The organism is Candidatus Bathyarchaeota archaeon, from assembly GCA_029882535.1.
In the GTDB taxonomy this organism is placed as follows: domain Archaea; phylum Thermoproteota; class Bathyarchaeia; order Bathyarchaeales; family SOJC01; genus JAOUKM01.
Map to the genome: position 1 here is coordinate 1 of JAOUKM010000005.1, position 26,722 is coordinate 26,722.

The 26,722-nt window shown below is 43.0% G+C and carries 25 protein-coding genes and 1 tRNA gene; 13 read left to right on the forward strand and 13 right to left on the reverse strand.

The features are described 5' to 3' along the window. Both OEX01_02625 and OEX01_02630 read right to left on the reverse strand, forming a co-directional pair. Positions 1-794: FAD-binding protein (locus OEX01_02625; GenBank protein MDH5447884.1), on the reverse strand; the 794-nt coding region annotated here is incomplete at its 3' end. A gap of 95 nt (positions 795-889) precedes the next feature. Then, positions 890-1,999, reverse strand: coding sequence for a (Fe-S)-binding protein (locus OEX01_02630; protein ID MDH5447885.1), 1,110 nt, complete (start codon positions 1,997-1,999; stop codon positions 890-892). Between the two features lie 81 nt (positions 2,000-2,080). Between OEX01_02630 and OEX01_02635 the strand changes: the two genes are divergently transcribed. The 10 genes from OEX01_02635 (at position 2,081) to OEX01_02680 (ending at position 15,562) form a co-directional block, all read left to right on the forward strand. After that, entirely contained in the window at positions 2,081-4,459 is a 2,379-nt protein-coding gene (locus tag OEX01_02635; GenBank protein MDH5447886.1) for a 4Fe-4S binding protein, read from the forward strand. Between the two features lie 13 nt (positions 4,460-4,472). Then, on the forward strand, positions 4,473-5,261 hold the full coding sequence (locus tag OEX01_02640; GenBank protein MDH5447887.1) for an electron transfer flavoprotein subunit beta/FixA family protein: 789 nt from the start codon (positions 4,473-4,475) through the stop codon (positions 5,259-5,261). Next, complete coding sequence (locus tag OEX01_02645; GenBank protein ID MDH5447888.1) at positions 5,262-6,239, forward strand: electron transfer flavoprotein subunit alpha/FixB family protein; 978 nt, start codon at positions 5,262-5,264, stop codon at positions 6,237-6,239. It abuts the gene before it with no gap. A gap of 212 nt (positions 6,240-6,451) precedes the next feature. Further along, positions 6,452-8,050 (forward strand): type II/IV secretion system ATPase subunit, encoded by a 1,599-nt coding sequence (locus OEX01_02650; protein MDH5447889.1) that lies wholly within the window; start codon positions 6,452-6,454, stop codon positions 8,048-8,050. Beyond that, positions 8,028-9,740 (forward strand): type II secretion system F family protein, encoded by a 1,713-nt coding sequence (locus OEX01_02655; GenBank protein MDH5447890.1) that lies wholly within the window; start codon positions 8,028-8,030, stop codon positions 9,738-9,740. The genes OEX01_02650 and OEX01_02655 overlap by 23 nt, the downstream gene beginning before the upstream one ends. 8 nt (positions 9,741-9,748) lie before the next feature. After that, complete coding sequence (locus OEX01_02660; GenBank protein ID MDH5447891.1) at positions 9,749-10,588, forward strand: hypothetical protein; 840 nt, start codon at positions 9,749-9,751, stop codon at positions 10,586-10,588. Between the two features lie 19 nt (positions 10,589-10,607). Next, positions 10,608-11,072, forward strand: a complete 465-nt coding sequence (locus OEX01_02665) for a hypothetical protein (GenBank protein ID MDH5447892.1) — start codon at positions 10,608-10,610, stop codon at positions 11,070-11,072. Between the two features lie 16 nt (positions 11,073-11,088). Then, positions 11,089-12,309, forward strand: a complete 1,221-nt coding sequence (locus OEX01_02670; GenBank protein ID MDH5447893.1) for a hypothetical protein — start codon at positions 11,089-11,091, stop codon at positions 12,307-12,309. Between the two features lie 9 nt (positions 12,310-12,318). After that, positions 12,319-13,629, forward strand: coding sequence for a hypothetical protein (locus OEX01_02675; protein ID MDH5447894.1), 1,311 nt, complete (start codon positions 12,319-12,321; stop codon positions 13,627-13,629). Between the two features lies 1 nt (position 13,630). Beyond that, entirely contained in the window at positions 13,631-15,562 is a 1,932-nt protein-coding gene (locus OEX01_02680; GenBank protein ID MDH5447895.1) for a hypothetical protein, read from the forward strand. A 2-nt stretch (positions 15,563-15,564) separates the two neighbouring features. On the opposite strand, the gene OEX01_02685 is transcribed toward OEX01_02680, so the two are convergent. From OEX01_02685 to rbcL, 6 genes are all read right to left on the reverse strand, one after another. Then, entirely contained in the window at positions 15,565-16,368 is an 804-nt protein-coding gene (locus tag OEX01_02685; protein ID MDH5447896.1) for a prepilin peptidase, read from the reverse strand. A 104-nt stretch (positions 16,369-16,472) separates the two neighbouring features. Beyond that, positions 16,473-16,925 (reverse strand): hypothetical protein, encoded by a 453-nt coding sequence (locus OEX01_02690; GenBank protein ID MDH5447897.1) that lies wholly within the window; start codon positions 16,923-16,925, stop codon positions 16,473-16,475. A gap of 341 nt (positions 16,926-17,266) precedes the next feature. After that, positions 17,267-17,797, reverse strand: coding sequence for a hypothetical protein (locus tag OEX01_02695; GenBank protein MDH5447898.1), 531 nt, complete (start codon positions 17,795-17,797; stop codon positions 17,267-17,269). Next, positions 17,794-18,486 (reverse strand): hypothetical protein, encoded by a 693-nt coding sequence (locus tag OEX01_02700; GenBank protein ID MDH5447899.1) that lies wholly within the window; start codon positions 18,484-18,486, stop codon positions 17,794-17,796. Before OEX01_02700 ends, OEX01_02695 begins: the two co-directional genes overlap by 4 nt. 177 nt (positions 18,487-18,663) lie before the next feature. Next, the gene (locus tag OEX01_02705) at positions 18,664-19,227 is read right to left on the reverse strand and encodes a hypothetical protein (GenBank protein MDH5447900.1); all 564 of its coding nucleotides are present in this window, start codon (positions 19,225-19,227) and stop codon (positions 18,664-18,666) included. A gap of 201 nt (positions 19,228-19,428) precedes the next feature. Continuing rightward, a complete protein-coding gene (gene rbcL / locus OEX01_02710; GenBank protein ID MDH5447901.1) occupies positions 19,429-20,640 on the reverse strand; it encodes a type III ribulose-bisphosphate carboxylase in 1,212 nt (403 codons plus the stop codon). Positions 20,641-20,966: 326 nt separating this feature from the next. Here rbcL and OEX01_02715 point away from each other — a divergent pair, with 326 nt between their 5' ends. Continuing rightward, positions 20,967-22,508, forward strand: a complete 1,542-nt coding sequence (locus OEX01_02715) for a B12-binding domain-containing radical SAM protein (protein ID MDH5447902.1) — start codon at positions 20,967-20,969, stop codon at positions 22,506-22,508. A 61-nt stretch (positions 22,509-22,569) separates the two neighbouring features. Here OEX01_02715 and OEX01_02720 read toward each other — a convergent pair. Then, a tRNA-Glu gene (locus OEX01_02720) sits at positions 22,570-22,661 on the reverse strand. Positions 22,662-22,919: 258 nt separating this feature from the next. Beyond that, a complete protein-coding gene (locus tag OEX01_02725) occupies positions 22,920-23,729 on the reverse strand; it encodes a UbiA prenyltransferase family protein (protein ID MDH5447903.1) in 810 nt (269 codons plus the stop codon). A 385-nt stretch (positions 23,730-24,114) separates the two neighbouring features. On the opposite strand from OEX01_02725, the gene OEX01_02730 reads away from it, so the two are divergent. Then, entirely contained in the window at positions 24,115-24,312 is a 198-nt protein-coding gene (locus tag OEX01_02730; protein ID MDH5447904.1) for a hypothetical protein, read from the forward strand. A 44-nt stretch (positions 24,313-24,356) separates the two neighbouring features. On the opposite strand, the gene OEX01_02735 is transcribed toward OEX01_02730, so the two are convergent. Further along, positions 24,357-24,635 carry a hypothetical protein gene (locus tag OEX01_02735; protein ID MDH5447905.1) on the reverse strand — a complete coding sequence of 93 codons (279 nt, stop codon included), beginning with the start codon at positions 24,633-24,635 and terminating at the stop codon, positions 24,357-24,359. Positions 24,636-24,865: 230 nt separating this feature from the next. Next, the gene (locus tag OEX01_02740; GenBank protein ID MDH5447906.1) at positions 24,866-25,201 is read right to left on the reverse strand and encodes a hypothetical protein; all 336 of its coding nucleotides are present in this window, start codon (positions 25,199-25,201) and stop codon (positions 24,866-24,868) included. A 160-nt stretch (positions 25,202-25,361) separates the two neighbouring features. Between OEX01_02740 and OEX01_02745 the strand changes: the two genes are divergently transcribed. After that, positions 25,362-26,063, forward strand: coding sequence for a DUF120 domain-containing protein (locus OEX01_02745; GenBank protein MDH5447907.1), 702 nt, complete (start codon positions 25,362-25,364; stop codon positions 26,061-26,063). On the opposite strand, the gene OEX01_02750 is transcribed toward OEX01_02745, so the two are convergent. Further along, positions 26,060-26,644: a rhomboid family intramembrane serine protease gene (locus OEX01_02750; GenBank protein ID MDH5447908.1), complete on the reverse strand. Its 585-nt coding sequence runs from the start codon at positions 26,642-26,644 to the stop codon at positions 26,060-26,062. The two genes, OEX01_02745 and OEX01_02750, sit on opposite strands and share 4 nt — an antisense overlap. Between the last annotated feature and the right edge of the window lie 78 nt (positions 26,645-26,722).

Here is a 26,722-nt window from a genome sequence, read left to right on the forward strand (position 1 = left end):
ATAAACCGCTCGTCCTTAGCGTTAACTAAGTATCCCCCTTCACCACGAGCTCCTCCAGTTATCAAGATTCCCGATGGAACCATTCCTGTGGGATGGAATTGGATGAATTCCATGTCTTTTAGAGGTACGCCGGCTCGATAGGCCATGGTCATTCCGTCGCCAGTCGCCGTGTGGGAAAATGTTGTAAACTCGTACACGCGTGCGTAGCCACCAGTTGCCATTATGATGGCTTTGCTGTGAAAAACTGCCAGTTCACCAGTCTTTAGTTCTATTGCAGTTAAACCTGCCGCAACTTTATCTTCAACTATGAGGGAGGTAGCGAACCATTCGTCGTAGAATTTTATGTTTTCATACGTCTTGGCTTTTCCATCTAACGTATGCATCTCGTGAAAGCCTGTCATGTCGGCTGCGAAGCATGCTCGTGGGAAACTGTGGCCGCCGAAAGGGCGTTGGTTTATTTCTCCATCTTCGGTTCTGCTCCATGGGAGCCCCCAATGATCTAAGGTGAATATTTCTTTTGGGGCTTGTTTAACGAAGAGTTCGACGACATCTTGGTCTGCGAGGAAATCTGATCCTTTAACGGTGTCCCAGGCGTGTAAATCGTAAGAGTCTCCCTCTCTTAGCATAGCGGCAGTTCCGCCTTGTGCACAAACAGAGTGCGAACGTACAGGGTAGACTTTGGAAATTACGGCAATGTCTATTTTGCTGTTAAACTCGGCGGCGGCGATTGCGGCTCTCAAGCCGGCCATGCCTGCGCCTACTATAACTATATCATGAGTTAAAGTTTCCAACATTTTCACCCATATTTGCCATTTAAAGAGTCATTTAATCTGCAGACTGGCGTTTATATTTTTCCAAAATTTCGATTGTAAGAAGGAAAAGAGATTGGTTATATGGCTCTCGAAAGCAGCTCCGCTATGTCTAAGACTTGGATTTTACCTTCCAAACCTGTAGTTTTAACAGCGTCTTCAAAGGTTAAGAGACAGAAAGGACATGCAGTTGCCAATATTTCTGCTCCTGTTTCGATTGCGTCTTTGATGCGGGTTTCTGCAAGGCGTTCACCTGGAATGTCTATCCACATTCTTCCCCCGCCGCCTTCACAGCAAAGACTTCGCTCCCTAGAACGGTCGAATTCTACAAGGTTTACGCCTGGAATACTTTCAATGACCTTTCTAGGCTCGTCGTATATGCCATTTTGTTTTCCAATGAAGCAAGGATCGTGATAAATGACTGTTTTGTTTAGTTCCCCCGAAAATGTGAGTTTGCCTTTGTTGATTAGGTCTGCAAGTAGTTGCGTGTAATGCATGACCTCGAAGCTTGTTTGTCCATATCTGTTTTTAAAGGAGTGATACGCGTGTGGACAGTCTGTAACAACTTGCTTCACATCGTATTTGTTGAAGATTTTTATGTTTTCTTCGACTAGAAATTCAAATAATCCTTTCTCGCCCATACCGTAGACTTCGTTGCCGCAGCAGTTCTCTTCGTTTCCCAATGTCCCGAAGTTAACTCCCGCTTTTTCGAAACACTTCACCAAGCTTTTAGCCACATCTTGAACTCGAGGATCATAGGCGGGTGTACAACCTACAAAATAGAGAAACTCGACGCCTTGCGACACGTGTTTAATGTTCAAGTCTTGCGCCCACTCCGATCTTTTGCTTCTTATTCTCACCCACGGATTACCGTTTTTGAAAATGCTTTCCAAAGCGTCTCGAAGAGTTGTGGCGATTTGCCCCTGTTCTACGGCGAGGCTTCGAATGTCAATTAGAAAATCGTAGGGGTTAATTTCCTTTGGGCAGCGAACTCCACACGTAGCACAGGTTGTGCAGCTCCACAGCTCGTTTTGAGGATGTATTGTCAGCTTACCGCTTACAGCAATTTCCCGCATGTATTTTCTAACGTTCAAATTGGCTTTTCTAGCCACCGGACAACTTCCAGTACATATTCCGCAATGAATACATTCAAGCAACTTATGTTTCTGAACGAGTTCCTGGGCAGTCATTTTCGATATCTCGTTTCGATAAGATGAAGCATAAGCTTTTTTAAGCGTTTTCCTTGTATCAATCAAAATAACTCGAGGAAAATGAGAGACGACAAAATGGAGAAAGAGCTGCCGAGAATCGGGATTTATGTTTGCGAGTGTGGTGGAAACATAGGCGACGTTGTGGACGTAAAGGCTGTTTTAAAAGCAGTTAAAGATTGGGAAGGCGTGGTTGATGCAAAATACCAAAAATACCTCTGTTCAAAGCCCTCCCAAGAAGTAATAGTTGAAGCCATAAAAAAGAAAAACTTAGACCGCGTCGTAATCGCCAGCTGCACTCCAAGAATGCACCTAGTCACCTTTCAAAGCGCCCTAGAGCGGGCTGGGTTAAACCCTTACATGCTTGAATTCGTAAACATCAGAGAACAAGCATCGTGGGTTCATGGTCCGAAGCCCTCTGAGGCAGCTACAAAAAAGGCTGTGAGTCTGATAAGGGGTGGCTACGAGAGAAGTTTAGAACTTGAACCTTTAGAGAGTATAAGCGAGAAAAGTTCAAGGGAGATCCTAATTGTAGGTGGAGGAATAGCCGGCATCACCGCGGCTTTGGAACTTGGCTATTTGGATTATAAGGTTCATGTGTTGGAAAGGCAACCAACTATAGGTGGGAACATGGCGAAACTGACTAAGGTTTTCCCGACCTTGGACTGTGCTCAGTGTATACTCACGCCGAGAATGGCGGAGGTGGGGAGAAATCCAAATGTGCATTTGCTTACTTACGCCGAAGTTCAAGACATAAGCGGACGCCCAGGCAACTATGAAGTAAAAGTTTTCATGAAACCTCGAGGTGTAGACATCGAGAAATGTAAAAGCTGCGGCGTATGTGCTAAGGTTTGTCCAATTATGGTGTCAGACGAGTACAACGAAGGTTTGTCAGAGAGAAAAGCGGCGTACATAGACTTTCCGCAGGCAGTTCCCTCAGCCTACGTAATAGATTTTAACGCGTGCACAAAGTGTTTGAAATGTGAGCAGCTCTGTCCAGCCAAAGCCATAAACTTAGAAGACAAGGGAAAAACGATTGATCTGAAAGTGGGCGCCGTGATTATGGCTACTGGCTACGGGCTTTATGATGCAAGCATGCTTAAGAATTATGGATACGGCGTTTACAAAGACGTCATTACCATGATGGAGTTGGAAAGGCTAACTTCTGCCTCTGGACCGACAGGAGGCTACCTGAAAAGGGCGGATGGCGGCGACGTTAAAAAGATGGCGATCGTGCTTTGTGCAGGCTCTAGAGACAAGAATCACATCCTCTATTGCAGCCGAATATGTTGCATGTACGCCTTAAAACAAGCTTTCTTGCTTAAGAAAATGCTTGGAATCAACGTTTACATTTATTACATTGACATTAGAGCTACGGGCAAAGGATATGAAGAACTTTATTGGCGAGACGAAGAAGCTGGAGTTGTTTTTACCAAAGGTAGAGTGGCTGAAATCTGGAAGAACAAGAACGGAAAACTCGTTGTTTTGGCAGAAGACACTTTAATGGGCGAAGTTATGGAAGAAGAGTTCGATTTGGTTGCTTTAGCCACGCCCATTATTCCACCCGCCGGACTCGACGAATTAGCTGGCAAAATGAAACTTTCCTTGGGAGAAGAAGGCTTCATAATAGAGAAACACCCAAAGCTTGACCCCGTAGATTCTCTAAAGACTGGGATTTTCGCATGTGGATGTGCTTTGAGCCCAAAAGATGTTCGTGACACGGTTTCCGACGCATTGGCGGCAGCCGCTAAGGCTTCTCTTTTCCTTAAAGGAGAACGTATAATCACAAGCCCGGAAAAAGCCTTTGTAATTGAGGATCTGTGCGATGGTTGTGGTCTTTGTGTTCAAGTTTGCCCAGTCAACGCTATAACCAAAGAGGCTGAAAAAGCCAAGATAAACCCATTCCTTTGTACTGGTTGTGGAGCTTGCATTCCAATTTGTTCGAAGGAAGCTATAGACTTTAAGAACTCAACAAATAGGCAGATCATGGCTAACCTAAGAGGAGTGCTAATGGACAAGGAGCCTAACGAAACTAGGATTATTGCCTTTGTGGACAATAATGTTGGATATACGGGCATTGACTTTTTGGGGCTTGACCGTGTCAACTATCCTGAGAACATTCGAATAGTAACTGTTCCTTCCACCGCTATCATAGGCCTAAAACATCTGCTTTACGCCTTCGCTTTTGGAGCAGACGGAATCTTAGTGATTGAGGGGCAGGAAGAAATCGATGAACACTTCACCAAAAAACGAATGGTTGAAATGACCCGTTCGCTTGCCGAATATGAAATAAAAAGCATGCGTATTCGATACAGCTATGTGCCGTTGCCAGTATACAAGAAAGCCGCAGATTTGTTCACAAGATTCACAGAAAGAATTAAAAAATTCGGACCTCTTTCTATGGAAAAACGTAATAAGCTAAAAGAAAAGTTAGGCATCTAGGAGAAAAAACGCCATGGACATAATTGTATGCGTAAAACACGTTCCAGAAACGGCGGAAGCAGATCTTAAAATTAACCCTGCAGGAAACGCTATAAAAAAGAGCGATTTAGTTTTCGACATCAATGAATGGGACGACTATGCCCTGGAGGAAGCAGTGCAAATAAAAGAAAAATTGGGAGGCACTGTCACAGCCATAACAGTAGGTTCTGAAGACGCTGACAGCACTTTAAGAAAATGTCTAGCCAGAGGAGCAGACAACGCCATAAGACTTACCGACCAAAAGTTTGAAGGCTCCGACAGCTACGCCATCGCCAAAATTCTCCATAAAGTCATTAAAAACATGTCTTTCAACATCATATTGACGGGAGCCTTAGCAGGGGACGACGGCTACGCAGCAACAGGTCCAATACTCGCAGAACTTCTTGGAATCTCCCATGCCACCATGGTTAAAAAAATCGAATTAAGCAGTGACGTCGCCAAAGTCAACCGTGAATTAGAAGGCGGCTTAGAAGAAGTTGTAGAATTAAAGTTACCCGCTGTGTTAACAATTCAAACGGGGATCAACGAACCCCGCTACGTTTCCATCATGGGAATAAGAAAGGCGATGCAAAAGGAGACAAAGGTTCTCGGCTTAGCCGAAGTTGGCTTAAACGAAAATGAAGTCGGTGAAGCAGGTTCGTGGATAAAAATAGAAAAGATGTATGTGCCACCCGTGGAGAAACAAGCAGAGTTCTTACAAGGAACTCCCGAAGAAATTGCTGCGAAAATCGCCGAAACTCTCAAGGCAAGGGGGTTAGTATAGATGCAGGAAATTTTCGTTCTGGCTGAGCATAGACAAGGTCAAATTAGAGACATAACTTTCGAAATGTTAACCAAAGGCAGAGAATTAGCCGAAAAAACAAACACAGAACTAACAGCGCTACTCTTCGGAAAAGACGTTAAAGAACATGCCAAAACTCTTTCACAATACGCAAAAAAGGTTTTAGTAGTTGAGGACGCTAAGCTGGAAAACTTCAACTCAGAAGCCTATCAAAAAGTGCTATCCAACCTAATTAAGGAACACAAGCCACTACTAACCTCAATTGGGCACACTTCTTTCGGCGTGGACTTGGCTCCAAGCCTCGCTGCCTCATTAGATTCTCCCTTAGCAACGGACTGCATAGACCTAAAATTTGAAAACGAAACATTAACTGTGACTCGGCAAATATATGGCGGCAAAGTAAACGTTAATGCAACGCTTCGTAAAGCAGAAAGCTACATCGTAACTATTCGCCAAGCAGCTTTTCCAGCTGAAAAAAAAATCCCTATGAACGGAGAAATTGTTGAAGCGCCTTCGCCCCTTTCTGAAGAAATAACGGAAAAACGCTTTATCGAATATGTTTTGCCTCCTCCAGGCGGTGTTGACATAACGGCTGCAGACGTGCTCATAGGAATTGGACGCGGGATAAAAGACGAAAGCGAGATTCCCCCAGTGGAAGAGTTAGCAAAAACCCTCGGAGGAGTCCTAGCGTGTTCACGCCCAATCGTAGACAAAGGATGGCTTCCTAACGACCGCCAAGTAGGCAGCTCTGGAAAAACCGTTAAGCCAAAACTTTACATCGCTCTAGGAATAAGCGGCGCTTTCCAACATGTCCTCGGAATGAAAAACTCAGACCTAATCATTGCAGTAAACAAGGATCGAAACGCACCAATTTTCGGCGTAGCCGATTATGGTATTGTAGAAGACCTCTTCAAAATAGTTCCGCCTTTGAAAGCTAAAGTGTACGAACTGAGAGGATAAAAGTAACCCAACCTCTTTATTTTTTCTTCGATGGCAAATTCGACTTTTCTCGTATCTTTCACTTTTTCAAAACGGCAAATAACGCTCTGCAAATATAATATTGCTTTTTACGTTGTACTCTTTACGTTATATGTTTCTGAGTCTGACTACGATTTAGCAAGACGCAATATTTAATACGTAGTCTTGCACTTTAATTGTTTAGGAGAGCAACGTTGCAACACTTGAAAAAAATCCATTTACCCAAATTCCGTAAGCTACCTAAGCAAATGGTTGTCCCAAAAGCGCCGCCAAAACCTGTTCCCAGAGGCTTCAAGATTATTGAAAGATACCCATTGTATGAACCTTTTGCACATGTGGCTATAGTACAGAACCCAAAAACTGGCGAGTATAAATATATACTAGACGAGTTGCAGTTAGACCCTTTAGAACAGAACATTTACAACCGTGTTTTAGATATTTTGTTGGCCGAGATCGAGTCTCCAAAAGAGGAAATCGAAGATCCCAGAAAGTTTTTTGCTACCGCAGCAAGACGAATCGTTGATAAATACCGCATCAGCTTAGGATGGTTGCCGGATGTTTCTTGGTATAAAATACTCTATCATGCGGAGCGAGATCTTGTTGGCTTCGGAAGAATTGATCCGCTGATGCGTGATCCTAACATCGAAGACATATCATGCGATGGTATAAAAAAACCAGTTTACATATGGCATCGAAAATACGAAAGCATCGAAACCAACCTCATTTTCGAAGAAGACTCCGAATTAGACAACACAGTGGTTAAGCTAGTTCACATGGCTGGAAAACATGTAAGCTCTGCATTTCCAATAGTTGATGCCTCACTTCCCGGAAAACATAGACTTGCCGTATGTTACCGACGCGAAATCACGCCTTTCGGCACAGCATTCACTATACGAAAATTCAGAGAAGACCCGTATTCTATCATTGACTTAATTGACCTTGGAACATTCTCAGAAGAAATTGCTGCATATTTTTGGCTCTGCTTAGAAAATAGAGCATCAGTCATGATTCTAGGCGGCACTGCGGCTGGGAAAACAACAGCGTTAAACGCTCTTGCCTGTCTCATCAAGCCAGGAAGCAAACTAATCACAATAGAAGAAACAGCTGAGCTGAACCTCTCTCATGAAAACTGGGTTTCGTTGATTGCGAGAAGAAGTTATGGGCTTGGCGAAAATCAGACAGGTGAAGTAACACTTTTCGACCTTGTAAAAACTTCGATGAGACATAGACCAGACGTTCTTATAGTAGGGGAGATTCGAGGAAACGAAGCCTATGTCCTGTTCCAAGCGATGGCAACAGGTCACGGTGGCATGAGCACGATGCATGCTGAAGACGTTGACTCAGCGGTTAAGCGTCTTACTCAGAAGCCTATGAACATTGCACCTGCATACATACCGCTGTTGAACATCGTTCTATCTGTTCAGAGAGTTCATGTTAAAGTAGAGGGTGAAACGAAAGCGTTTAGACGTGTGATGGAAATAAGTGAAGTTGCAAACTACGAAGATTATCGAAGAACTTTCAAATGGAAACCTGGGCAAGACGAGTACTTGTCTTCATTCAACGATAGCGTCATGTTCCCCTTCATATCTGAACGCACCGGGTTGAGCGAAAAAGATTTGCAAAGAGAGATTGAGCAGCGCAGAAAAGTGTTACATTGGATGAGAGAACAGAACATACGAAGCTACAAAGATGTTGCAGCAATTATTGCGGAATATTATGCTAGACCAGAAGAGTTCTATGAAAAAGTTTCAGCAGGAGAAATAGAAGCATTTGCCATTGCTAAACACTCTTGAAGGGCTTTCATTCCGTTTTTTCGGAAGGTTAGCGCCAGCGTTCCTGAAGAACATCTTCGAGTTCGAAGGTTATCTCCAACGAGCAAATATGAGAATATACCCTGAAACATACGTCTCTCTAATGTTTTTTGCAGCCTTTCTGACCCTTCCAGTCAGCATAGTTGGTATTGTGCTTCTCTATTTCTTGAAACTAATTCCTCTTATCTTCTTGGTGCCCACTCCACTATTCGTAATGATCGCCTTTATGCTCACCCCCATGTCAAAAGCCAGCGAACGATCTCAACGGCTGGAAAGAGAAATGCCGTTTGCAGCAACCTACGTGGCTGTTATGGCATCAGGAGGAATCCCTCCATACACAAGCTTTAAGCGACTTAGTGAAGCAGAATTGTTGCCTGCTATGAGCCAAGAAGCAAGAAATCTAATTAGAGACGTAGAGATTTTCGGCGTAGATCCTTTAACTGCTATGCAAAAATCTGCAAAGGGAAACCCACTAGATATTTATCGGGAATTCGTCGGAGGATATGCTTCCACAGTAATTATAGGCGGGGATATTACTAGTTTCCTTGAAACAAAGGCAGAAGAGCTCTTCAAAACAAGAGCTGCAAGAGTGCGCTCGGCTGCAGAGCGTCTTGGTATGCTTCTAGAGTCATTTATTATCATCATGGTTCTCATGTCTCTATGCTTCTATATCCTATTCAGCGTGGAGTCAATTTATAGCACAGGAATGTCCTCGTACTCAGGAATAATCCTGTACACGTATGTTTTCACGCCGCTACTTTCGTTTGTGTTTATCTATCTTGCACATGGGATGCAGCCGAAATCTCCAATTACGGACTGGAGACCCTACAAGGCTTTTGGAATTTGTTCTGGGATAGCTGCGGTAGTTCTTATGCTTCTCACTAACTTCGTTGGCTTGATGTCGGTTCCATTTCTTGTGCCATTAGCGAATATTGTTGACCTTCCGACAGCAGTTGCAATAGCTTTAGTGATTACATCTGGACCGCCTGCTATTATCCACATGAGGCTTTCCGGAGAAAAAGCAAGCACTGAAAAAGGAGTTACTCTCTTTCTTCAAGATCTTACAGAAACTAGAAAGACTGGTCTTGCGCCCGAAAAATGTATAGAAACTCTTTCCAATCGGGAATATGGCAGTTTTAGCAAGCATTTGAAGAAGATAACGGCTGAACTTTCTTGGGGAATCCCGATAAGGAAGGTTTTCATGGATTTTGTTAGCCGAACGAAGAGTTGGGCGACGCAGATTGTTATGTTTCTTTTGGTGGAGACAATTGATGTTGGCGGTGGCACCATTGCGATGATTGAGTCGCTTGCAAGGTTTAGCACTACGACGCAGGAGGTGGAAAGGGAGAAGAAGATGGCGGTTAAGCCTTACATAATGATGCCTTACTTTGCAGCTCTTATGTTGGTGGCTACAACTGTTATGATGCTTACTTTTACAACACAGACAGTTGGTCTTGCGGGTTCTGAGGCAACGACTACAGTTGACATAGATTCTCTACTAATCATCTTCTCCACATCAGTCATAATTCACAGCTATTTAATTGGGCTTGTAGGAGGGAAGATAAGCGAGGAATCCGTTGCGGCAGGCTTCAAACATTCGGCGTTACTGACAATAATTGCAATAGTAGCAGCGAAAGTGGCTCCATCTCTGATTAGCTTTACAGGAGGTTAATCATTGAGATGGTTTTGAAGGCAAGTAGAAGACGCCGAAGTAATAGGGCGATAAGCCCCGCTATTTCTGCAGTTATAATAACTGGAGTTATGGTTGCGTTAATTACTGTTGCGTTTGCCTTTGCCAGCAACTTTCTCTTAGTCAGAATGGCTGAAAGTGAATTTAACTCTACGAAGCAGTTTATGCAGACTTTGGGACTTCAGATAGACGACGTTGCATGGGTAATTGGACGCACGGAAACTGCTCGCTATTCAAGCAGATATGGCAGCATTGCTTTTGAGTCCGCGTTGAATTATACAATTTACATAAGCACTAACGGGTCGGAACCCATTGAGAAATTTTACACGAACACAGTAGGCATCATCTGTTTCAACATGCCTGTAGCGCAGTACTCCGTTGGGAACGACTATTATGAGTTGATTTATCCTTCTTCTAACGATGGATTTTTGTTAAGTGGGGCTTCTGCGCCTGTTGCGAGGATTTTTGCGGTTGAAAAACTTCCAATGACAGATGGCAGTTTTGTAAGAGTTGTAGTTATGCCAACTATAAGGATGCTAAATCTGAGGATAGGTAACATGAACTATACTCGACTGTATCTGCCTATTCTTTTAGAAGGAGAGGGTCCTAAACATTCTCAGTCTGTTACTCTAACTGGGCAATCTTTTTCGAAGTTGGGAGAAACCGTAACTGGAATTAGAGTTGTGGTAAGTTTTCCTATGAAAGAAGATGGATTTAACGAGTTTTTCTTCAATTTTCCTGAAATTGAGGAATCAATATCGTTAGCTGGAGAAACTGTTCTTGAGCTTTACGTTGGTGAAGTGGATGTGGCATTTGGGGTGCATGCTTGATATGTGGAGGGTGTTTTAGATGCCGCATCAGAGTATGGAATACGCCATCATGGTTCCGATTCTTTTGATGCAGGTTATTTTGATACCTGTGACTGCTAGTTGGATGATGGATGCTTGGGTTGTTCGGCGTAGGGAAACAGCGCTTCAAGACGTTGCAAGCCACATAGGAACCACTATTCAGCAGCTTTATTTCTCCTTGAACCGTGAAGAAATAGCGGCTGGAACCACTACTCAAGCCGCAAACGTTCCGCCATTCATCGAATCTATTCCATACGTTATCACGGCGTCTAATAGAAGGGTTGAGAATAGCACAATAATAGATTTGTATTTAACTATGATGGGAATAGGCACCACAGCAACCACTCGCGTTACGTTGGGTCCTAACGTGCTGTGGGGGCAATCAACTTTTGTGAGCAATTCTACGAGTGCTAGCATAAAGGTTGAAAAATTCTCTAATGGCACTCTCAACTTTTCGTTTGGATAGTAGAGGAGAGTAAAAAATGACAGGAGTAACTATTGACCATTTGGTTGCAACTGTGGCTTTCATAGGGGCAATGCTATTGTTTATCGGTCTTTTTACTCAGACGTTGCAAACTGCGATTTTGTATCAGCAAAATAGACATGTATCGCTTAAAGCCAGCGATCTACTGGATAACATTTTGCTGAGTCCAGGCTATCCATACAAGTGGGGTGAGACAAATGCTACTTTGTCTTGTTTTGGGCTTCAAAAGCCAGGGACAAGCGGCTACGTGCTTAGCTCCTTCGCTCTCATGAGGTTGACTTCTCTTTCTGGAGAACCAGTAGAGTATCCCCGTGATTCAGGAAAATGGTACAACAATATTAGTTTGGGACCTAGTGGTTACCTGTTTATCCCAATTAGTGATTCTATAAACTATGAGACAGCTTCTAGACTGTTAGGGGTAAATGGTACTTATGGATTTCAACTCAGCATTGCGCCAATAGTGAAAGTGTCTATATCTGAGTATCAATCTAATCCTTTGATTTTGAAAGTTGAGGTTGACGGTCCTGGTTTTCCTCTAAGTGGAGCTGCTTTGAGTTATTATTTTTACCGAAGCTACAAAACGGGAAACTATGCCTCTATAAAGATTTTTACTGACACGGCGCAGACTGACTCGGCCGGTGTGGCGTATTTAAATTTCGCCTTTGATGGAGCAAGCGAAACATATACTATTGTCGTATATGCACGTCTGAGCGGCCTTTTTGGTTTAGGTCACTATTCTCATAGAACATTCACTCGAGGTGGCGGTGTTATGCCATTCGTTGTAGACTATGAAGCGGGGAAAGTTTACCTTGCCCACAGTTGGGATGTGCATGATCAAGGGTCGCCAGTGCCTGCTTATGCATTCAATGCTACGTTTTTTATCTTGACTGAAGATTTTGATTTTCAGGAGTGGCCTATAGCCAATTCTACTGGTATTCTTAATTATGGTGTTAAGAACTATGAACTGACGACGCTTCCTGTTGGATGTCCAGGGTTTTTGCTTGTTACCTATCGCGTTAGCGCTATCGAATATGGGATATCTATTATGCCGTGGGGCATAGGCACTCTAGCTGTTTCTACGTTGTTCGGCGATAATCCCTATGGTAATGTTTGGACTGCTACCGATCTTCGCCAAGTAACTGTTGATCAACTGGCGTATCAAGCGAAGATTACATGTTGGAGCTTACAAGGTTATCAAATTTGGAATCCAACGGGGTGATCTTAGGAAATGTTGCGAACTATCGAAATTTCGATGGTGATTCTTATCTTGGCGGTTGCATTCATTGCAGCAACGTTTTTCGCAGTTTTACCGTCTCCCAAGCAAATTTCATCTCCAAACCTTCGACAACTTGCCCTAACAACACTTCAAGTCCTCGACGTGGATAAATCATTAACTGAAGCCATTTTTGAAAACCCCACAGACCCAGCTTGGACAGATTTGGAGATAGCTCTCTCTGCCAGCTTGCCACCTAACATAGTCTACAATCTAACCGTCTACGACATTACTAAGAGCAGTGGCGACGCTCTGACCTACAGGAAGTTTCACTCAATCACAAATTCTGAAAGCGGACTTGGAACCGACTCAGAAGCGTCCACATACCTCGTCATGTCAACAAACGTAACATTCGCAGTCACGCCGCAGAAAATCTCTGGAACGCTTTATATTCTCAACTGCAGCGACGCAAACGGATGGTGGATCACAGGCTACACTAGCCAAAGCCTAGCTGAAGACCTTTACAACTTGCTTTCACCTTATTTCAACACAACCATAATGGTGCAAAACACAACAGACCTTGGGCATATTTTGGACGGCACCGAGATTTCTAGTCTCCCCTACGAGAACGTTACAAACGCAGTGATAATAAACACCTGCGGAGAAGCGGTGCCAATTCCCTCAGCATATGCTGACTCATACCCTCGAGACTCTTACGCTGAATACTGTTACGAACTTGGCAAAAGAGTCAACCAGTACAACTGGACCTGGGTAAGCATCGTTGGATACCCGTTCTTCTATGTTAGTAACACCATAAAATTAGCAAGCAGTGACAACAGTTGGGGAATTTACGGAATGCGAATGGTAACTGCAGGTGGACTTAATTCCTTTCTTAGAGGCTTAGACGTAGAAAACTATCCATCTTACAGCTACGACGGCTCATGGATTACAGGAAGCCCCGGCGTTGTCTATTTTTCCACAGAAGCATATTACTATTCAAACTATTACGGCATTTATCCTTCGCCCTACCAAACCGCAACACGTGCATTGCCTTCTTGGATCCAAGGCACGTATCACACAACTGTAACGGCAAGCGTGTTCAATCCAGTGAGCGACCGATATGCTGCCGCAACTTTCAAACACACTGGCACAGGAGCTTTTACTGCAATTGGGTTAACGAGAACGCCTGATATAAGAATAACCGCTCTTTCTCTACTCATGTATTACCACCCAATCATCTACAAATCTGAATTCACTTTAACTGCTGGCGAAAGACCCACACAAAGGCTTATAGTACTACAGCTTAGCCAGCAAGGAGGAAGTTAACATGAAAAAGCTACTTAACAAAAAAGGGCAGTTCTCTATAATCGCTGCGTTGCTAGTTGCCATCGTGCTTGTCACTGCCATTATCACAACATATTCTATAATACGCAACACTCCCATTCGGGGACGTCCTCAAATCTTAGGTGCTACTAATGAGATGAATCTGGCTATAAATCGTGTTCTCGAATTTGTAGTTGGATACTATGGCTCAATTTTGCAGGTTACAGGTAACAGAACGTATGCCCAAAGTCTTGTTGCAGACTATTTGCGAAGCAGTTTAGAAAACATAGCTTATACACATCCTGACTGGAGTCCTTCTTTCCACATCAACTATTCGCATGTAGGCACTTCATGGTTTAACCGCACTAGTTCCAGCGAAGGCTCTATCAACGTAACTTATTCGTTGATAGGGATAGGCATTTATGGAATACGATTCGCCACTTCAGTCGGGCTTGATGTCACCGTTAACCCTTCCAATACAAGCTCCGTGCTTGTCAACGTAACTCGCGACAATGATGAACCATATCCTAAGCTAGGCCAAAACAACTTCTTCTTCTACAGCTACAACTACATCGAGTCCGTTTGGGAATTGAATAACAATGGGCTGGTCATTAACTCTATTATGTCCGCGGATTCCTTTTCAGTCTATAACATAACAACCCCAAGCGGCATTGACCCGTCATCTTACATGCTTCAAGTGGTTGATTCTCGAGGGATTATGGTTTCAGCTTCAACTTTTTCGCATTACACTTATACTTTCAGCTGGAATCAAATACTGTACTCGTCACTTAGCCAAGATACAATGGTCGTAGAAGCCCTTCAAAATGGCACTCTAAGATGGCTAGGCCAAAACCTTCAACTAACAACAAGTGGCAAACCCATACCACCAATTCCAGTAAAAGCATTTCACACCAATCAAACTATTAACGGAGTAAGCCGTGAAGTGCCATTCCAAACTGAAGACTGGGGATCAAACTACAAAGTGCCGCTGGGCTTAACAAGTAACGCAAGTGTCTTCAGCAATAGACATATTTTTGTTTTCCTCTGGAATCATGAGGTTGAAAAAGTCACGTTGTGGTGGGATGGAAGAGACATAGCGAACCAGACACCCTACGCTAGAATAAACAGGTACTTCACCGACGACGTTAGCAACCCTGACCACGGTATTCTCTCAAATGGAAAAATAGATCTCACCATACATAGAGAATGGGACGAATGGAGTGTAACCTCAACTCTCGGAGTTTCCTCGGCAAAGGCGGAGTTTTTACGGATAAATGATGAAAAACCGGCCTATGGTGCAAGTCCTTCTTACGTGATTCACGATGGTATAGTGAGAGATATAGTGCAGCAAGAGGCTGAATGGTCAGGTGGGGTTAATGGCTGTCCTAACTTATATGCGCAGATTGTCGTAACCCTTCCAGCAAACGCCACCTATTACACATACGTCGCACGGATAATATTTGTAAATTCCACCCAAAGCAGAAACATTAATGATCTAAGCGCCATTCAACTTACTATAGGAAATGGTCAACCTCTAACAGAAAATGGAACTGCCACTTCTACCGCTAGCGGGCTATTCTACAATTTTACAGACTTTCCCACAGGATGGGCTCATCACTGGAGCGAATTTATCACGGGAACCACGGGTGCTGGGATCATGTTCACTGATGACGTAAATCGGCTACTTTACTTTTTTGATGATATTGCTGGTCAAAAGACTGGAGCGTTAAATGTAATCAGTTCTGGGCGGGTTATTGAGTTCAACCCCGTAGAGATGGCTTCTGCTTCGTTCCAGTATGCATTGGATATAAGTTGGCACGGTGCTGTTGTTAACTTTGATGGAACTGACCCTATATACTCAAGCTCAGGCAGCGAAGAAGGACTATGGGTGATGGTGGAGTCTCCGCCTACTGTTGCTGTGAGTACTGCTGGCTGATTTTATCTAAGAATTCTGCCTAGTACGATCCAAACAATGTCGCCCATTGTAAGCGCTAAGATTAAACCTATTGTGATGAAGATTAACATTGGCAAACCAGGCGTAGCCCAAATCGTATTTTGTGTCTTTCCTTCACTTTTGGCTTTGATGATTCTTTGAACAATTTTTTCTCGGTTCTCATCATTTGGAAATAACAATAAGCGTCTCTTCATCTCTCCTTGTTGTGTCGTCTGGTAATCTTCAAGAGGATACAGAAACGATCCCTCCAAGTCTGCAACTGAAACCTTGTAGCCACACAATAAAGCTAATGTTTTACGCCCAAACGATTCGTTTTCGTATCCTTCAAAGAGTTTCTGACCAGTTCTTTGTCTCCACAAGAGGTTGCGGAGGAGAGCATAGAACACGCTTAAAGCAGCAATTATTACACCGTTGCTGAAGACTGTGATGGGAAAAATGAAAGAGACAAACCCTGACAGTGGCTCAACAAAGTCTAGAGGCAGCGGCATTGCCAAAGCTATACAGATGAGTGCTTTTGCGTCTGCTCCGCCAAATGCTCCTACATAAAATAGAGCTATTGAAAAAATGGAGGTAATTGCGAAAGAGACACCATAATTAATCATTGACTGAAGCGTATCTATAAAGGGTGGGAAAAACAAGAACTGCGCAAAAGTCAGCAGGAAAGCGACTGGTGCAAAAACAGTCCAAACATTATTGCTCACTTCACGTGTTTTAAAGTCGCTCCAAGAAGCGTAGGCTAAGAAGATTAAAGAAATGATGATGCGCGTCCAAGACAGTAGCTCTTCCATTGTTGAGTTCCACATTGTTCGGTTTTCGAATAGTCTCATTTAGAAAGAAAGAAGTAATAAAAGTTGGCGATTTTCGAATCGCGGTTTTATGGTAGATATACATTTTATGTGGGCGGCGCGGCATGAGTGAACTCTTTGGGTGTTCCAGTTTCAGGCACGATTTTAAAGTAGTATGTTTTGCCGTTTGTCCAATAAGAATCTAAAGCGTTTGGCCAGTCGAGAACTACTGTGATCTTTTGGTCGACTGCCAGAAGTTTTCCTGTTGTGCCGAGGTCTGTATAGATTGTGACTTCTAGGAGGTTTGAAGCCGTATTGCCTATGTAAAGGCTGACGAGTTTTGCGTCGCTTGTTCCTTCGTTTTTAACATCTATGCTGGTTGTTTTAGCCGTGGAGTTCCAATACACGTTATCGATGCCTAAGATTGTTCCGCCTGCGGTTGTTTGTGCTCCCATGAAGGTCATTACCCAAGCGTATGTAACGACTATTGCTGCTACTGCGATTACAATTAGAAGCAGTGTAGCTAGGATTGGAGAAATACCTTTTCTTGATTTCAGCATTTTTAGCAAGTTCGTTTGCACCTCTCCTTTAACCATTCTGCGAATGCTTATTTAACACATATGAATCCAAAATCAACATAACAAATCCCTATTTCCCATATTCTCCTTCCAACACTGCGCAAACCTCTTTACCCTTCCTAATGAAACCAAACGCAATTGAACCTCAGGGCAAGCGCTGCCATAGCTTAACATAGTGTGTGCACTAATATAAATATATTGTTTCTTAATATGGCATACACCCCGCAAAGCAACCCCTTTTGAACCTCGGGCTCGATGCATCACGCGTCGCATCTAAAGTAGGAATAACAAAGAGGAAAATGAAAAAAAAGAATATGAGTTTTTTACTCATATTCCACTTGGATGTCGAAATCGTACGTTCCACTTGCTCCTACAGTAGCAACTACTTCGAATGTCATTTGATAGTATTCGCCTGCCTGTAACGGGTCATTTCCAGTGTATGTTTCATAGGAATCAGAGGTTGTTATATCTAGTGTGTCAACAAACACCCATGATGTTGTTGAGTTTTCATAGATGTGCATTTTGCATTCAGTAAAATCGGTTGCTGATATTGTCGTAGTTACACTAATAGTCATGTTATGTGCTTCAGTGTCATTGTTCTTAAGAAAAACGCATTCAGTGAAATTTCGCGGAGTTCCAGGTTCCACATCAAAATCCACAGTATACGTGCTGCCTGATATTGTTGCATCGCCAGGAGAATCTAGACCCTCTATCCATATGAATTTTGCAGCTCCTACTGTGACACTTCCGTCTATGTACATGTATCTGAAAGTAGCTGCACTTGCTGTGGCTATGAGTAGCGTTGATATCAATAGTAGTATAAGTTTTGCTGATTTCTTGTAGTTTATGTTCATTTTGTTATTTCACCTCCCTTCTTTCTTTGTATATCCCGCCAAAACCTTAGGAGTACGTAGACACTTGCTCCTAAGACTCCAACACATGCAATTCCCAAAATTATGTATACGTATATGGCGCCTACTATGAAGGCAGATTCACCCAATGTTGGCTTAATGGACACGAAGGCTGTTGCGCCTATTAGGAGAGCGGCTGAGGGGATGGTTATTTGCCACCATTTTGGTTTTATGAGAGCGTAGATGCCTACGCTGACTACTATGGTGTCGAAGGCGAAGACGCTAATGAACATGAGGTCTAAGGGAAGTTGTGGGAGTGGAATTATTGCGTGTGGGGCTTCGACAGCGTAGTTGTATAGGAACATCGTTGATATGATGAAAGCAGGCGCTGTAGCGACGATTGAGAAAAGCTTTGCAATGGTCATCGTCTTTTTATAGAAGAATAGGTAGACGTTGAGGGCGGCAATGTTGGTTACTGCAATGATTAGGTAGATGAAGCTGTACCAGAAGCGCATGTAATCTGGGAAAGAGGCCATGAATTCGCGGGTGACGAGGAGTTGCCCAAAGCCTGCTAGAGCGACTAGTTGGTAGAGGTAGGCGAGTTTGTCTGGAAAGTATTTGTCAAATATGCACGTTAGTAGGCTTGTGGCTAAGAAGAAGTCAATGCCCAGTAGCATGAAGAACTCTGGCATCAGGGATTGCATTTTTTTGTCTTTCCTGCAGGGATGGAAGAGACTTGTTTTGTGTACGATTTAAGAGGTATGAATTCTGAATCCGAATTAGAATATGACGTAAATGTGTTTACTTCGGATTAGAAATAGAATCATTTGTTTGCAATAAAATAGAATTGATCTCTATACAATACAACGCTAGGTAATGATTTCATAGACATAAGGCGGGTTCGTGGTGCGTGTTTCGAGAGCTATGCCAAGGAGAGCTTCAAGGTATCCACGTTGTACCTCATGGTTGTTGATGTAGGGAGCTTTGATCATTATATACTTGTCTCGTTGGAAAAAGTCGCCAAGACCTTGAACGCGAAGACGTTTGAAAACTTCTGACCATTTTTCTTTGTCTGTTGTGTTAAGATCTAGAGTGGCTTCCATACTGATTTTTGCGGCTTCACCCGCTTTTTTACCTACTTCGTGGTGTTGGTCTGGGGGAATGTATTGGAGTAGGGTGTGGATTAATTCTATGTTGATGAAGGCGATGCGGCTGATGCCGGCATAGTATTCGCCGGGGTATTTCCAGTCGTAGATCATCATACTTCTGTAGACATCTAACATTTTGGAGACGAGTTGTTTTATACCTGCTTCTTTTCCGTCTTGGATGAGTTTGTCTATGTACTTGCGTTCCTCTTCTTCAAGGATTATGGTGGTGCGTCGTACGTGTTCTTTTTCGTTTTTCGGTGGCGGCGTGTCTTTGGCTGGCTGCATATTTGGTATATCCTTTTACATACCTTATATGTTTTGCTGCTTAATAAGCAGTTAAGCAATTGAGACAAAAAGCGAACGCGCTCGTGGCTTAGATTAGAGTCTTCGTATCCTCCAGATATAAATGGCCTTTCGGCTTAGGATTTCCTTTCTTATTTAGCTCTTACTCATTTTAAGCATGTAACAAATCAGCACATATGTTTTTTATCTCCACATTTGTAACGCTGTTTTCAGTTCTTTGTGTGTTTCTGCATATTTCTCTAGAACTATGCCTTGCATTTTTGCGTCAACCGCCTGCCTCATCGCTTTGGCGCCAGCGACGGTACCATCCCTGTGACCATGAATTCCTCCTCCCGCTTGAATAACAAAGTCTTTTCCGAAAATCTCAATTAAGGCTGGAACCAAGCTTGGGTGAAGACCTCCTGAAGCCACTGGTAAAACAGGCTTCAAACCGTCTATTTCAGCTTTTAGCGCGTCACAGTTTTCCAACACCTCTTCTCTCGTTTCAGACATTTTTCCAACAGCGGTACCCACGTGGAGCTGGTCCACTCCAATTATCCTAGATACTTTAGCAATCACCCGCATAGCAACTCCATGCTCAGAGTCTTTCGTGAACGCCGCATGTCCCGCTCTGTGAGCATGGATTACTAGGTCGAAGTTTTGATTGCGTAATGTCTGCAAGGCAGCAAAACCACAAGTAAGAATGTCCACCATCATATATCGTCCACCATGTTCTTCCACGAACTGCGCCCGCTCTATCATATGACTCGTCTCTGAGGTCACGTTAACCATGTAAACCTTCTTTTCACCAGTCTCCTGTTCAGCTTTATCTCTACACTCCAAAGTTTTTATAACACGATCTTCGAAGGGATTAAATTGTTGACTGCTCAAGTTTTCATCATCCTTCACAATATCACACCCGCCAACCCACGCATTAAAGGCAACTTCTGCGTGATCCTCGGTCTTCAAACCAAGTTTCGGCTTAATTATCGTGCCAACCAACGCTCTATCTTTAACCTCTAAAAGCTTTCGAACTCCATCAATGCCATATTTCGGGCCTTTGAAATTGTCAGCAATCTTTGAAGGAAAATACACATCGTTAAGCCTAAGCTTCCGCAGAGCACCCAAACCGAACACGTTTCCAGCTATGCTGCTGAGAATGTTAGGCATATTAGCAAGTTCGAACAGCTCAACTGGGTAAGCTATGCGAACGTTGTTTCCGTTGATTTCGAAGACTGTGGCACGCAATTTTTCCACATAAGTTTTCACCGTTGTCAGTTCAGTCCATGTTCCTATGGAACTTTCAGCAGCAACTCCGCCTGCAGCCACTTTAATATCAATTCCTCTCGGCTCAACATAAAAATCACAGATTAAATCGTCTTCTTTAGGGCTATATGAAAAGTCGACAAAGTCCACGTATTTCACATTCTTTCCTCCAACAACCCACAGTTTCTTTAAGAATATTTTTTGCTCTTGTGTCACAAATATCCTGTTTTGCAGCTCTCAGCTTTTGATATAAGACGAGTATTATTAGCGTTTGTGTTTCGCAGAAAAGAACTATTGTTTCAGCCGTATAGAAAAATACGATGCTCCCACTCGCTTTTGCAGTTTTCGCTTCTCCAATAAAATAACCAATCTCTTTGAGGAATATAAGTTGCCATCTTCAAATTCCGCCGAAATACCACATTTTCTGATTTTTGATTCAATACATTTATTAAATTAGTCTTGCAAAAATGCGAACTATGCCAAGGAAAAGGCTTGTTCACTCAGAGAGTGAAGGGGTTCTCATTGTTCTCACAGGCTCCGCTACCGATATGAGCGATTTCAATCTCAGTCCCTTCAGGGCATTCACGGGAGGGTTCCCAACAGGCATTATTCCGAAAAGATTGCTGAAAAAGTATTGGTACCCGCCGGTGCCTAATAACAAAAATGGCATTGCTAGATATGCACCTTATGGAATGCGAAAAATCGAAGCCGTGTTGATTAAGGAATTTGGCGCCGAGAACGTTGCGGTTGTACATCCGAATAATCTGCAAAAGGTTGTGGGACCAAAAACAAAGGTTGTTGGAATCTCTTCTATGGAGCCAGCTGGAACAGGTTTTGTCAGCCGAACTTACACATCCTTTGTAGGCTTTGGTGGCGAACCCATAGCAGCTGCTGAATTCAGAGAACTAATGAACAAGCCAATTCTTCGAAAGTGGGGTGCTAAAATAATTCTTGGAGGCACAGGTGCATGGCAAATTCATAAAGCGAAACTGCAAAAGAAATACGGCATAGACTGCATTGTTATGGGTGAGGGTGAAAAGACAGCTTTGAAAATTTTTCATATGGCTCTCAATGGCGAAGAGCTTCCTCTACTAGTTGAAACCGAATCGCCTGACCCAGAAGAAATCCCATGCATTATACAACCGTCAATTTTTGGCATCGTGGAAGTTATGCGTGGCTGCGGACGCGGTTGTAAATTCTGCTCACCAACATTGAGGAGACGTTACTCCTTTCCTCTAGACCATGTCTTGAAAGAGGTTGAATTGAATGCGAGTAAGGGCACAAAAATGATAATTTTGGCTAGCGAAGACTTGTTTTTATACCAGTCTAAGGAGAAGTTTCTACCAGATCGTGAAGCGGTTGTAAAATTGATTAAATCAATTGCTGCTGTGCCTGGAGTCAAGTATATTCAACCTGCTCATGCGTCTTTGGCACCTGTTGTTTATGATCCTAAGATGATCGAAGAGATTAGTCCGATTCTTCTAGAGAAATCTCTGTGGGTTACGAAGGGCACTAGGCATAGCTCGGTTGAAATTGGCATAGAGACTGGAAGTATTCGACTTATGAATGAGCACATGAAAGGCAAAATGTTGCCGTACAAACCCAAGGAATGGCATGACGTAGTAACGAAGGGAATTGAAGTTATGAACGAAAACAGTATTTGGCCATTAGCAACATTAATCATTGGTTTGCCCAGTGAAACCGAGAATGATACGATCGCAACGCTTGAACTAGTAGACAAATTGAAACGCAGCAAACTATTCTATGTGCCCTTGCTGTTTACTTCGGAAGAAGACTGCATGCTCAAAGAGGCGCGACACATGGATTTAAAACATTTAACGCCGCTGCAATGGGAGCTTATAGCTACATGCTGGAAACGCAACATAGAGGTTTTCGTTTCGGAGGACCAGTATTGGAAGATAAGGTTTGGTGCATTGATTGCGTATGCGATTTATTATAGGTGGAAGCATGGAAGGAAGGTTTTGAAGCCGATAATGAGGTTTTCAGGATGGACTTGATAAATGTTAATTTCAGAGCTGAACACTTTAACATATTATAAACACTTCTAACTTGAAATAGTGCTCCGGCCGGGATTTGAACCCGGGTCGGTGGCTTTCCCTCTTAGAAAAGACGAGAGGCCACTATACTTAACCGGACTATACTACCGGAGCTCGAATAATACTACTTTTTTCATTTGCGTTTGCGATATATAGCAATACCGTCTCTCGCTTTAGCGTACATATTCGACCCCTGCTCCAATGAGTTTAGTTTCTTCTTCTCACGCACGCTGTAGGCGGTTAGGTCTTAAATCCTTCAAAAGCCAACTACTTTCACAAGTAACAAATAACACAACATCACTACCACCGCAACAACCCCATACTTTGCCGCGGTTTCCTGTAGCTTAATGACGTTTCTTGTCGACGGTTCCTTTAACATATCAGCATAACGCCGACAATGGGTACGGAAAGGGGAAAGAATACCAAAAACAAGAATAAATGTCTGTAAGGCAGCAAACCAAAAACTGAATAGACTAAGGGCGAGAAACATGCTAATACAAACATAAATCCGGCGACAATGGCACCATTCTTTCTTCCGTATTGGACAACAAAAGTGTGAATTCCCATTTTACGGTCTACTTTATAGTCTCCAATGGCCTGAATAACGTGACCACTACAATGAATCAGCATTAGCGGCATGGCACCTAACAGAATCAATGAAACATCAGAGTTTAGCTTGCCAGTTAACTCCAACCCCATTAAGAATGGCATGAAGCCAGCACCTACTCCTGAAACTATAAAGTCTGCGATTGGCACTGTTTTCAGTCTGAAGGGGGGAGCAGAATATGCAGTTCCGAACGTAAGATAGATGACAAACAAGGGTAGGAGATACGCATCAACCAAAATTACCAAAACTAAACATAGAATAATTAGCGAAAGGGAAAAGATTAACGCTGTCCGAGGCGCTATTCTCTCAGAGGCAATGGGCATATTAGACTTGAACACGTTCTCTTGATCCTCCTTTCGGTCGAAGTATTGATTCAAGATGAAGATACTGGCTGTAGCAAGTGAGAAAGCAAACAAGACAACAAAGAAGCGCTCAGGAGTGGGTAAACTCAGGACGATGCTTCCTAAGCCAAAACTAAAAAGCCACCCAAGCCAACTCCCAACTCTCGTAACCTTAAGGTATACCATAAGCGTCGAGAACCAGCGAGTTCCTGAAAAGCTTTTACCAACCTTCACAATTCCAACTCACACAGTAATTAGTGAATAATATTAAAATTGTTTTGTTTAGAAACTTTCAATAAGCTTTATGTACGCGCCTCCTACCGGAGGTACCTCCATGTCATTTGGGATAAACTGACAGCGTGTGCGTATAAAGATATGATAGCCAAGTCAGAGAGTTCTTATCGGTAAACTTCTTGTTTAATAAAGCCCATTAACACTAGCTTCTACGAAGGGTAACACATAGAAAAAAGAGGGAGTAAATTGGGAAAAGCTAGATTCGGTAAGTGTCTACTTTCGGCTTCTTTCCTTTCTTCTCTACTTTCAATACTCCTTTTTTCTGGAACTTATAAAACCTTAATTAGTTATGTTCGACATTTTATTATTAGGAGAGGTTCAGATTATGAAGAGAAAGTACTTAATCTTGATTTTAGTAGGAATCTGCGCCTTTGCTCTATTTGCTGTATTCGTAGCAAATATACAGGCTGATCAGAATTTCAAAGCTGAGTATGGCACACTCCATCCACCAAGCTTAGGTGTGAAGCCGAGGGGTATGGGGGACATTCCTGTGAATGGAATACCATGTAGTCCTCACCCATGAGAGTTGTGTGCACAAAAAAAGAAGGGATAGAGGGGCGAAAATATCTAGCCTATGATCTGGTGAAGGATTAGCGCTACGATTAGAGCGATTATGGAAATCACCATGATTCGTGTTCCGTAAAGAAAATTTGTTTTCTGCCCTTGCCTGAGCCCTGAAAACCACAAGATTGCACCACACATGATTAGAAAAGCGGGAAAACCATACATCATCGTTTCGTCGTAAATAGAGCCAACTAGAGTTACGATGGCGACAATTATTATAGCAAATATATCTAGGATTGGAAATTTTGCAAAAGCCTTCTTGCGTGATTCTTCCCAAGTCATCTATGCGTTTCCACCGTTTCATGTCGAATTTCTTGTATCCTAAGTTTCTATTGATTTCCTATAAAAAAGATGGGTGTTTGCTAAAAGCTTCTAGCTTTTTGCAATCAATTCTACTAGAGCTGTAAACCGCAAGCATACAGCCTCGGAAACAAAGCTCTCAACAGAGTTGTGTGCTAACCAAGGCGATTTCTCCATAATAAACTGGAACATTTTCACGTCCACGTCAACGGTTACAGGCTTAGTTCTGCCATGTCGCTTTCTTCTCTGTCTCCACACAACTCCTTAGTTATCTCTATGTGGCTCCGCTTGCTGAACCAGTTTTGGCTATTCACATAAGAATCTTCATTGGGCGTTACCATGTCATGTAATTTGTGGGCTTCCTTGTAGATCATCTCCCTGCAAACGTCTGCTATGGTTTGTTTGCTGCCGAAAAACTCCAAGTGTTCTTTTAGAAAGTCGTGGAACGGCTGAAACAGCGTTACGTGCACTGGAACCATGTCTCCACCTAACTCTTTCGCGAAAGCTTTCGCAAGAGCCTCTTTCTTTTCCGTTACTTGCTCACTCAAACCCTTTCACCTTTCTCTAAGCAAGTGTGAAACCTTTTGCCAACAAAAAATCTTGTTCAGATAATACGCATTCTCTAGCCTAGATTATTTGCTTAAGTTTTTCATTTTACGTTATTTTTATAGGTGAGTAGCTTCCCTTTTTTGAGTAAGGTGCATAAGAGTGAGCAGCCCTCACATCAACACACAATCATGGAGACGACAATTTATGTTATACAAGCTTGCTGAGATAGGAGCTTACCATAGAACAGTGAAAGTCTCTACCCAATATCTAGCAGAAAAAACTGGTGTTTCTCAACAAACAGCCTCTCGCAACCTTATAGAACTCGACAACCTAGGCTGGATTAAACGGTCAATTACGCCAGAGGGCTGCCTAATCACGTTGGCTGATGTTGGGAAAGCGCAGTTGAAGAATTTGTATTCAAAGTTAAAAGTCATAATAGAAGCGGCTCACCCAATTTCAGTAACACTTGAAGGCGTAGTGTTTAGCGGTCTAGGCGAAGGTGCCTACTACGTTAAGCAAGACGGCTACCGAAGACAGTTCATTGAAAAACTTGGATTCGACCCATATCCTGGAACTTTAAACATCAAGTTAACCTCCGATTATGACATGAAAACCAAACAAGAGCTGGAAGGCTATCCAGCTATAGAAATCGAAGGCTTCAAAGATGAGTTGCGAACGTTTGGCGCAGTTAAATGCTACCCGGCTTTCATAAACAACAAAGTGAAAGCTGTCTTAATGTTTGCTTTTCGAACTCATTACGATTCCTCTGTGTTAGAAATCATCGCGCCTCAATACTTACGTAACCAGCTTAAAATTAAGGATGGACAGAAAGTGAAGCTTGAAATCTTCACAATGCCCTAATAAACCATTAAGATCTTTCGATTTTTCGCCAACCAATATCCAATTCCTAATCCCGCGACAAGGCCGCCAAAATGAGCTAGTATGTTTGTACCTGCAGAAACGGTAATCAGGAGGAACATAAAAGCGAAAAGCAAAGCCCCCATCACAGAACGTCCCACCACCTTCCTCAAATACACTATGACGGCACCGAACAATCCGAAGATGGCGCCAGAAGCTCCAGCAGATACTGTTAATGGGGGTAAGAATAGGCTGAGAAGGTTACCTATTAGCCCTGAGGCTAAGTAGACAGTATAGTACTCGGTGTCGGTGAAGAGTTCTTCTGCTCTTAACCCGAATATCAATAGGAAGAACGTATTACTGGCGAGGTGAACTATATCAACGTGAACGAACATGGATGTGATTAGCTGCCACCACCAACCATAATGAAAAACCGCGTAACCATACTGGCCATATACCTCTAGGACACTGTCTGCAGTGAAAATGAAGTTGTGCCCTAAGAAAGACGTATAGATGTAAACCGCTAAGTTAATGACCACCAAGAAGAATGTCGGTGAAAACCCGTAGGTTCTACGTACGTGCATCTTCTAACCTCCGAAGATTTCATGGTGCTGTAAGTTACCAACTATTTTCTTAGCGCCTTTATAAAAAGAGCGTGCGCA

Bases quoted from the DNA above. Each gene is read 5' to 3' on its own strand.
- OEX01_02630 (MDH5447885.1), bottom strand. From the start codon at position 1,999: ATGACTGCCCAGGAACTCGTTCAGAAACATAAGTTGCTTGAATGTATT.
- OEX01_02635 (MDH5447886.1), top strand. From the start codon at position 2,081: ATGAGAGACGACAAAATGGAGAAAGAGCTGCCGAGAATCGGGATTTAT.
- OEX01_02640 (MDH5447887.1), top strand. From the start codon at position 4,473: ATGGACATAATTGTATGCGTAAAACACGTTCCAGAAACGGCGGAAGCA.
- OEX01_02645 (MDH5447888.1), top strand. From the start codon at position 5,262: ATGCAGGAAATTTTCGTTCTGGCTGAGCATAGACAAGGTCAAATTAGA.
- OEX01_02660 (MDH5447891.1), top strand. From the start codon at position 9,749: ATGGTTTTGAAGGCAAGTAGAAGACGCCGAAGTAATAGGGCGATAAGC.
- OEX01_02665 (MDH5447892.1), top strand. From the start codon at position 10,608: ATGCCGCATCAGAGTATGGAATACGCCATCATGGTTCCGATTCTTTTG.
- OEX01_02670 (MDH5447893.1), top strand. From the start codon at position 11,089: ATGACAGGAGTAACTATTGACCATTTGGTTGCAACTGTGGCTTTCATA.
- OEX01_02675 (MDH5447894.1), top strand. From the start codon at position 12,319: ATGTTGCGAACTATCGAAATTTCGATGGTGATTCTTATCTTGGCGGTT.
- OEX01_02680 (MDH5447895.1), top strand. From the start codon at position 13,631: ATGAAAAAGCTACTTAACAAAAAAGGGCAGTTCTCTATAATCGCTGCG.
- OEX01_02685 (MDH5447896.1), bottom strand. From the start codon at position 16,368: ATGGAAGAGCTACTGTCTTGGACGCGCATCATCATTTCTTTAATCTTC.
- OEX01_02690 (MDH5447897.1), bottom strand. From the start codon at position 16,925: ATGCTGAAATCAAGAAAAGGTATTTCTCCAATCCTAGCTACACTGCTT.
- OEX01_02695 (MDH5447898.1), bottom strand. From the start codon at position 17,797: ATGAACATAAACTACAAGAAATCAGCAAAACTTATACTACTATTGATA.
- OEX01_02700 (MDH5447899.1), bottom strand. From the start codon at position 18,486: ATGCCAGAGTTCTTCATGCTACTGGGCATTGACTTCTTCTTAGCCACA.
- OEX01_02705 (MDH5447900.1), bottom strand. From the start codon at position 19,227: ATGCAGCCAGCCAAAGACACGCCGCCACCGAAAAACGAAAAAGAACAC.
- OEX01_02715 (MDH5447902.1), top strand. From the start codon at position 20,967: ATGCCAAGGAAAAGGCTTGTTCACTCAGAGAGTGAAGGGGTTCTCATT.
- OEX01_02730 (MDH5447904.1), top strand. From the start codon at position 24,115: ATGAAGAGAAAGTACTTAATCTTGATTTTAGTAGGAATCTGCGCCTTT.
- OEX01_02735 (MDH5447905.1), bottom strand. From the start codon at position 24,635: ATGACTTGGGAAGAATCACGCAAGAAGGCTTTTGCAAAATTTCCAATC.
- OEX01_02750 (MDH5447908.1), bottom strand. From the start codon at position 26,644: ATGCACGTACGTAGAACCTACGGGTTTTCACCGACATTCTTCTTGGTG.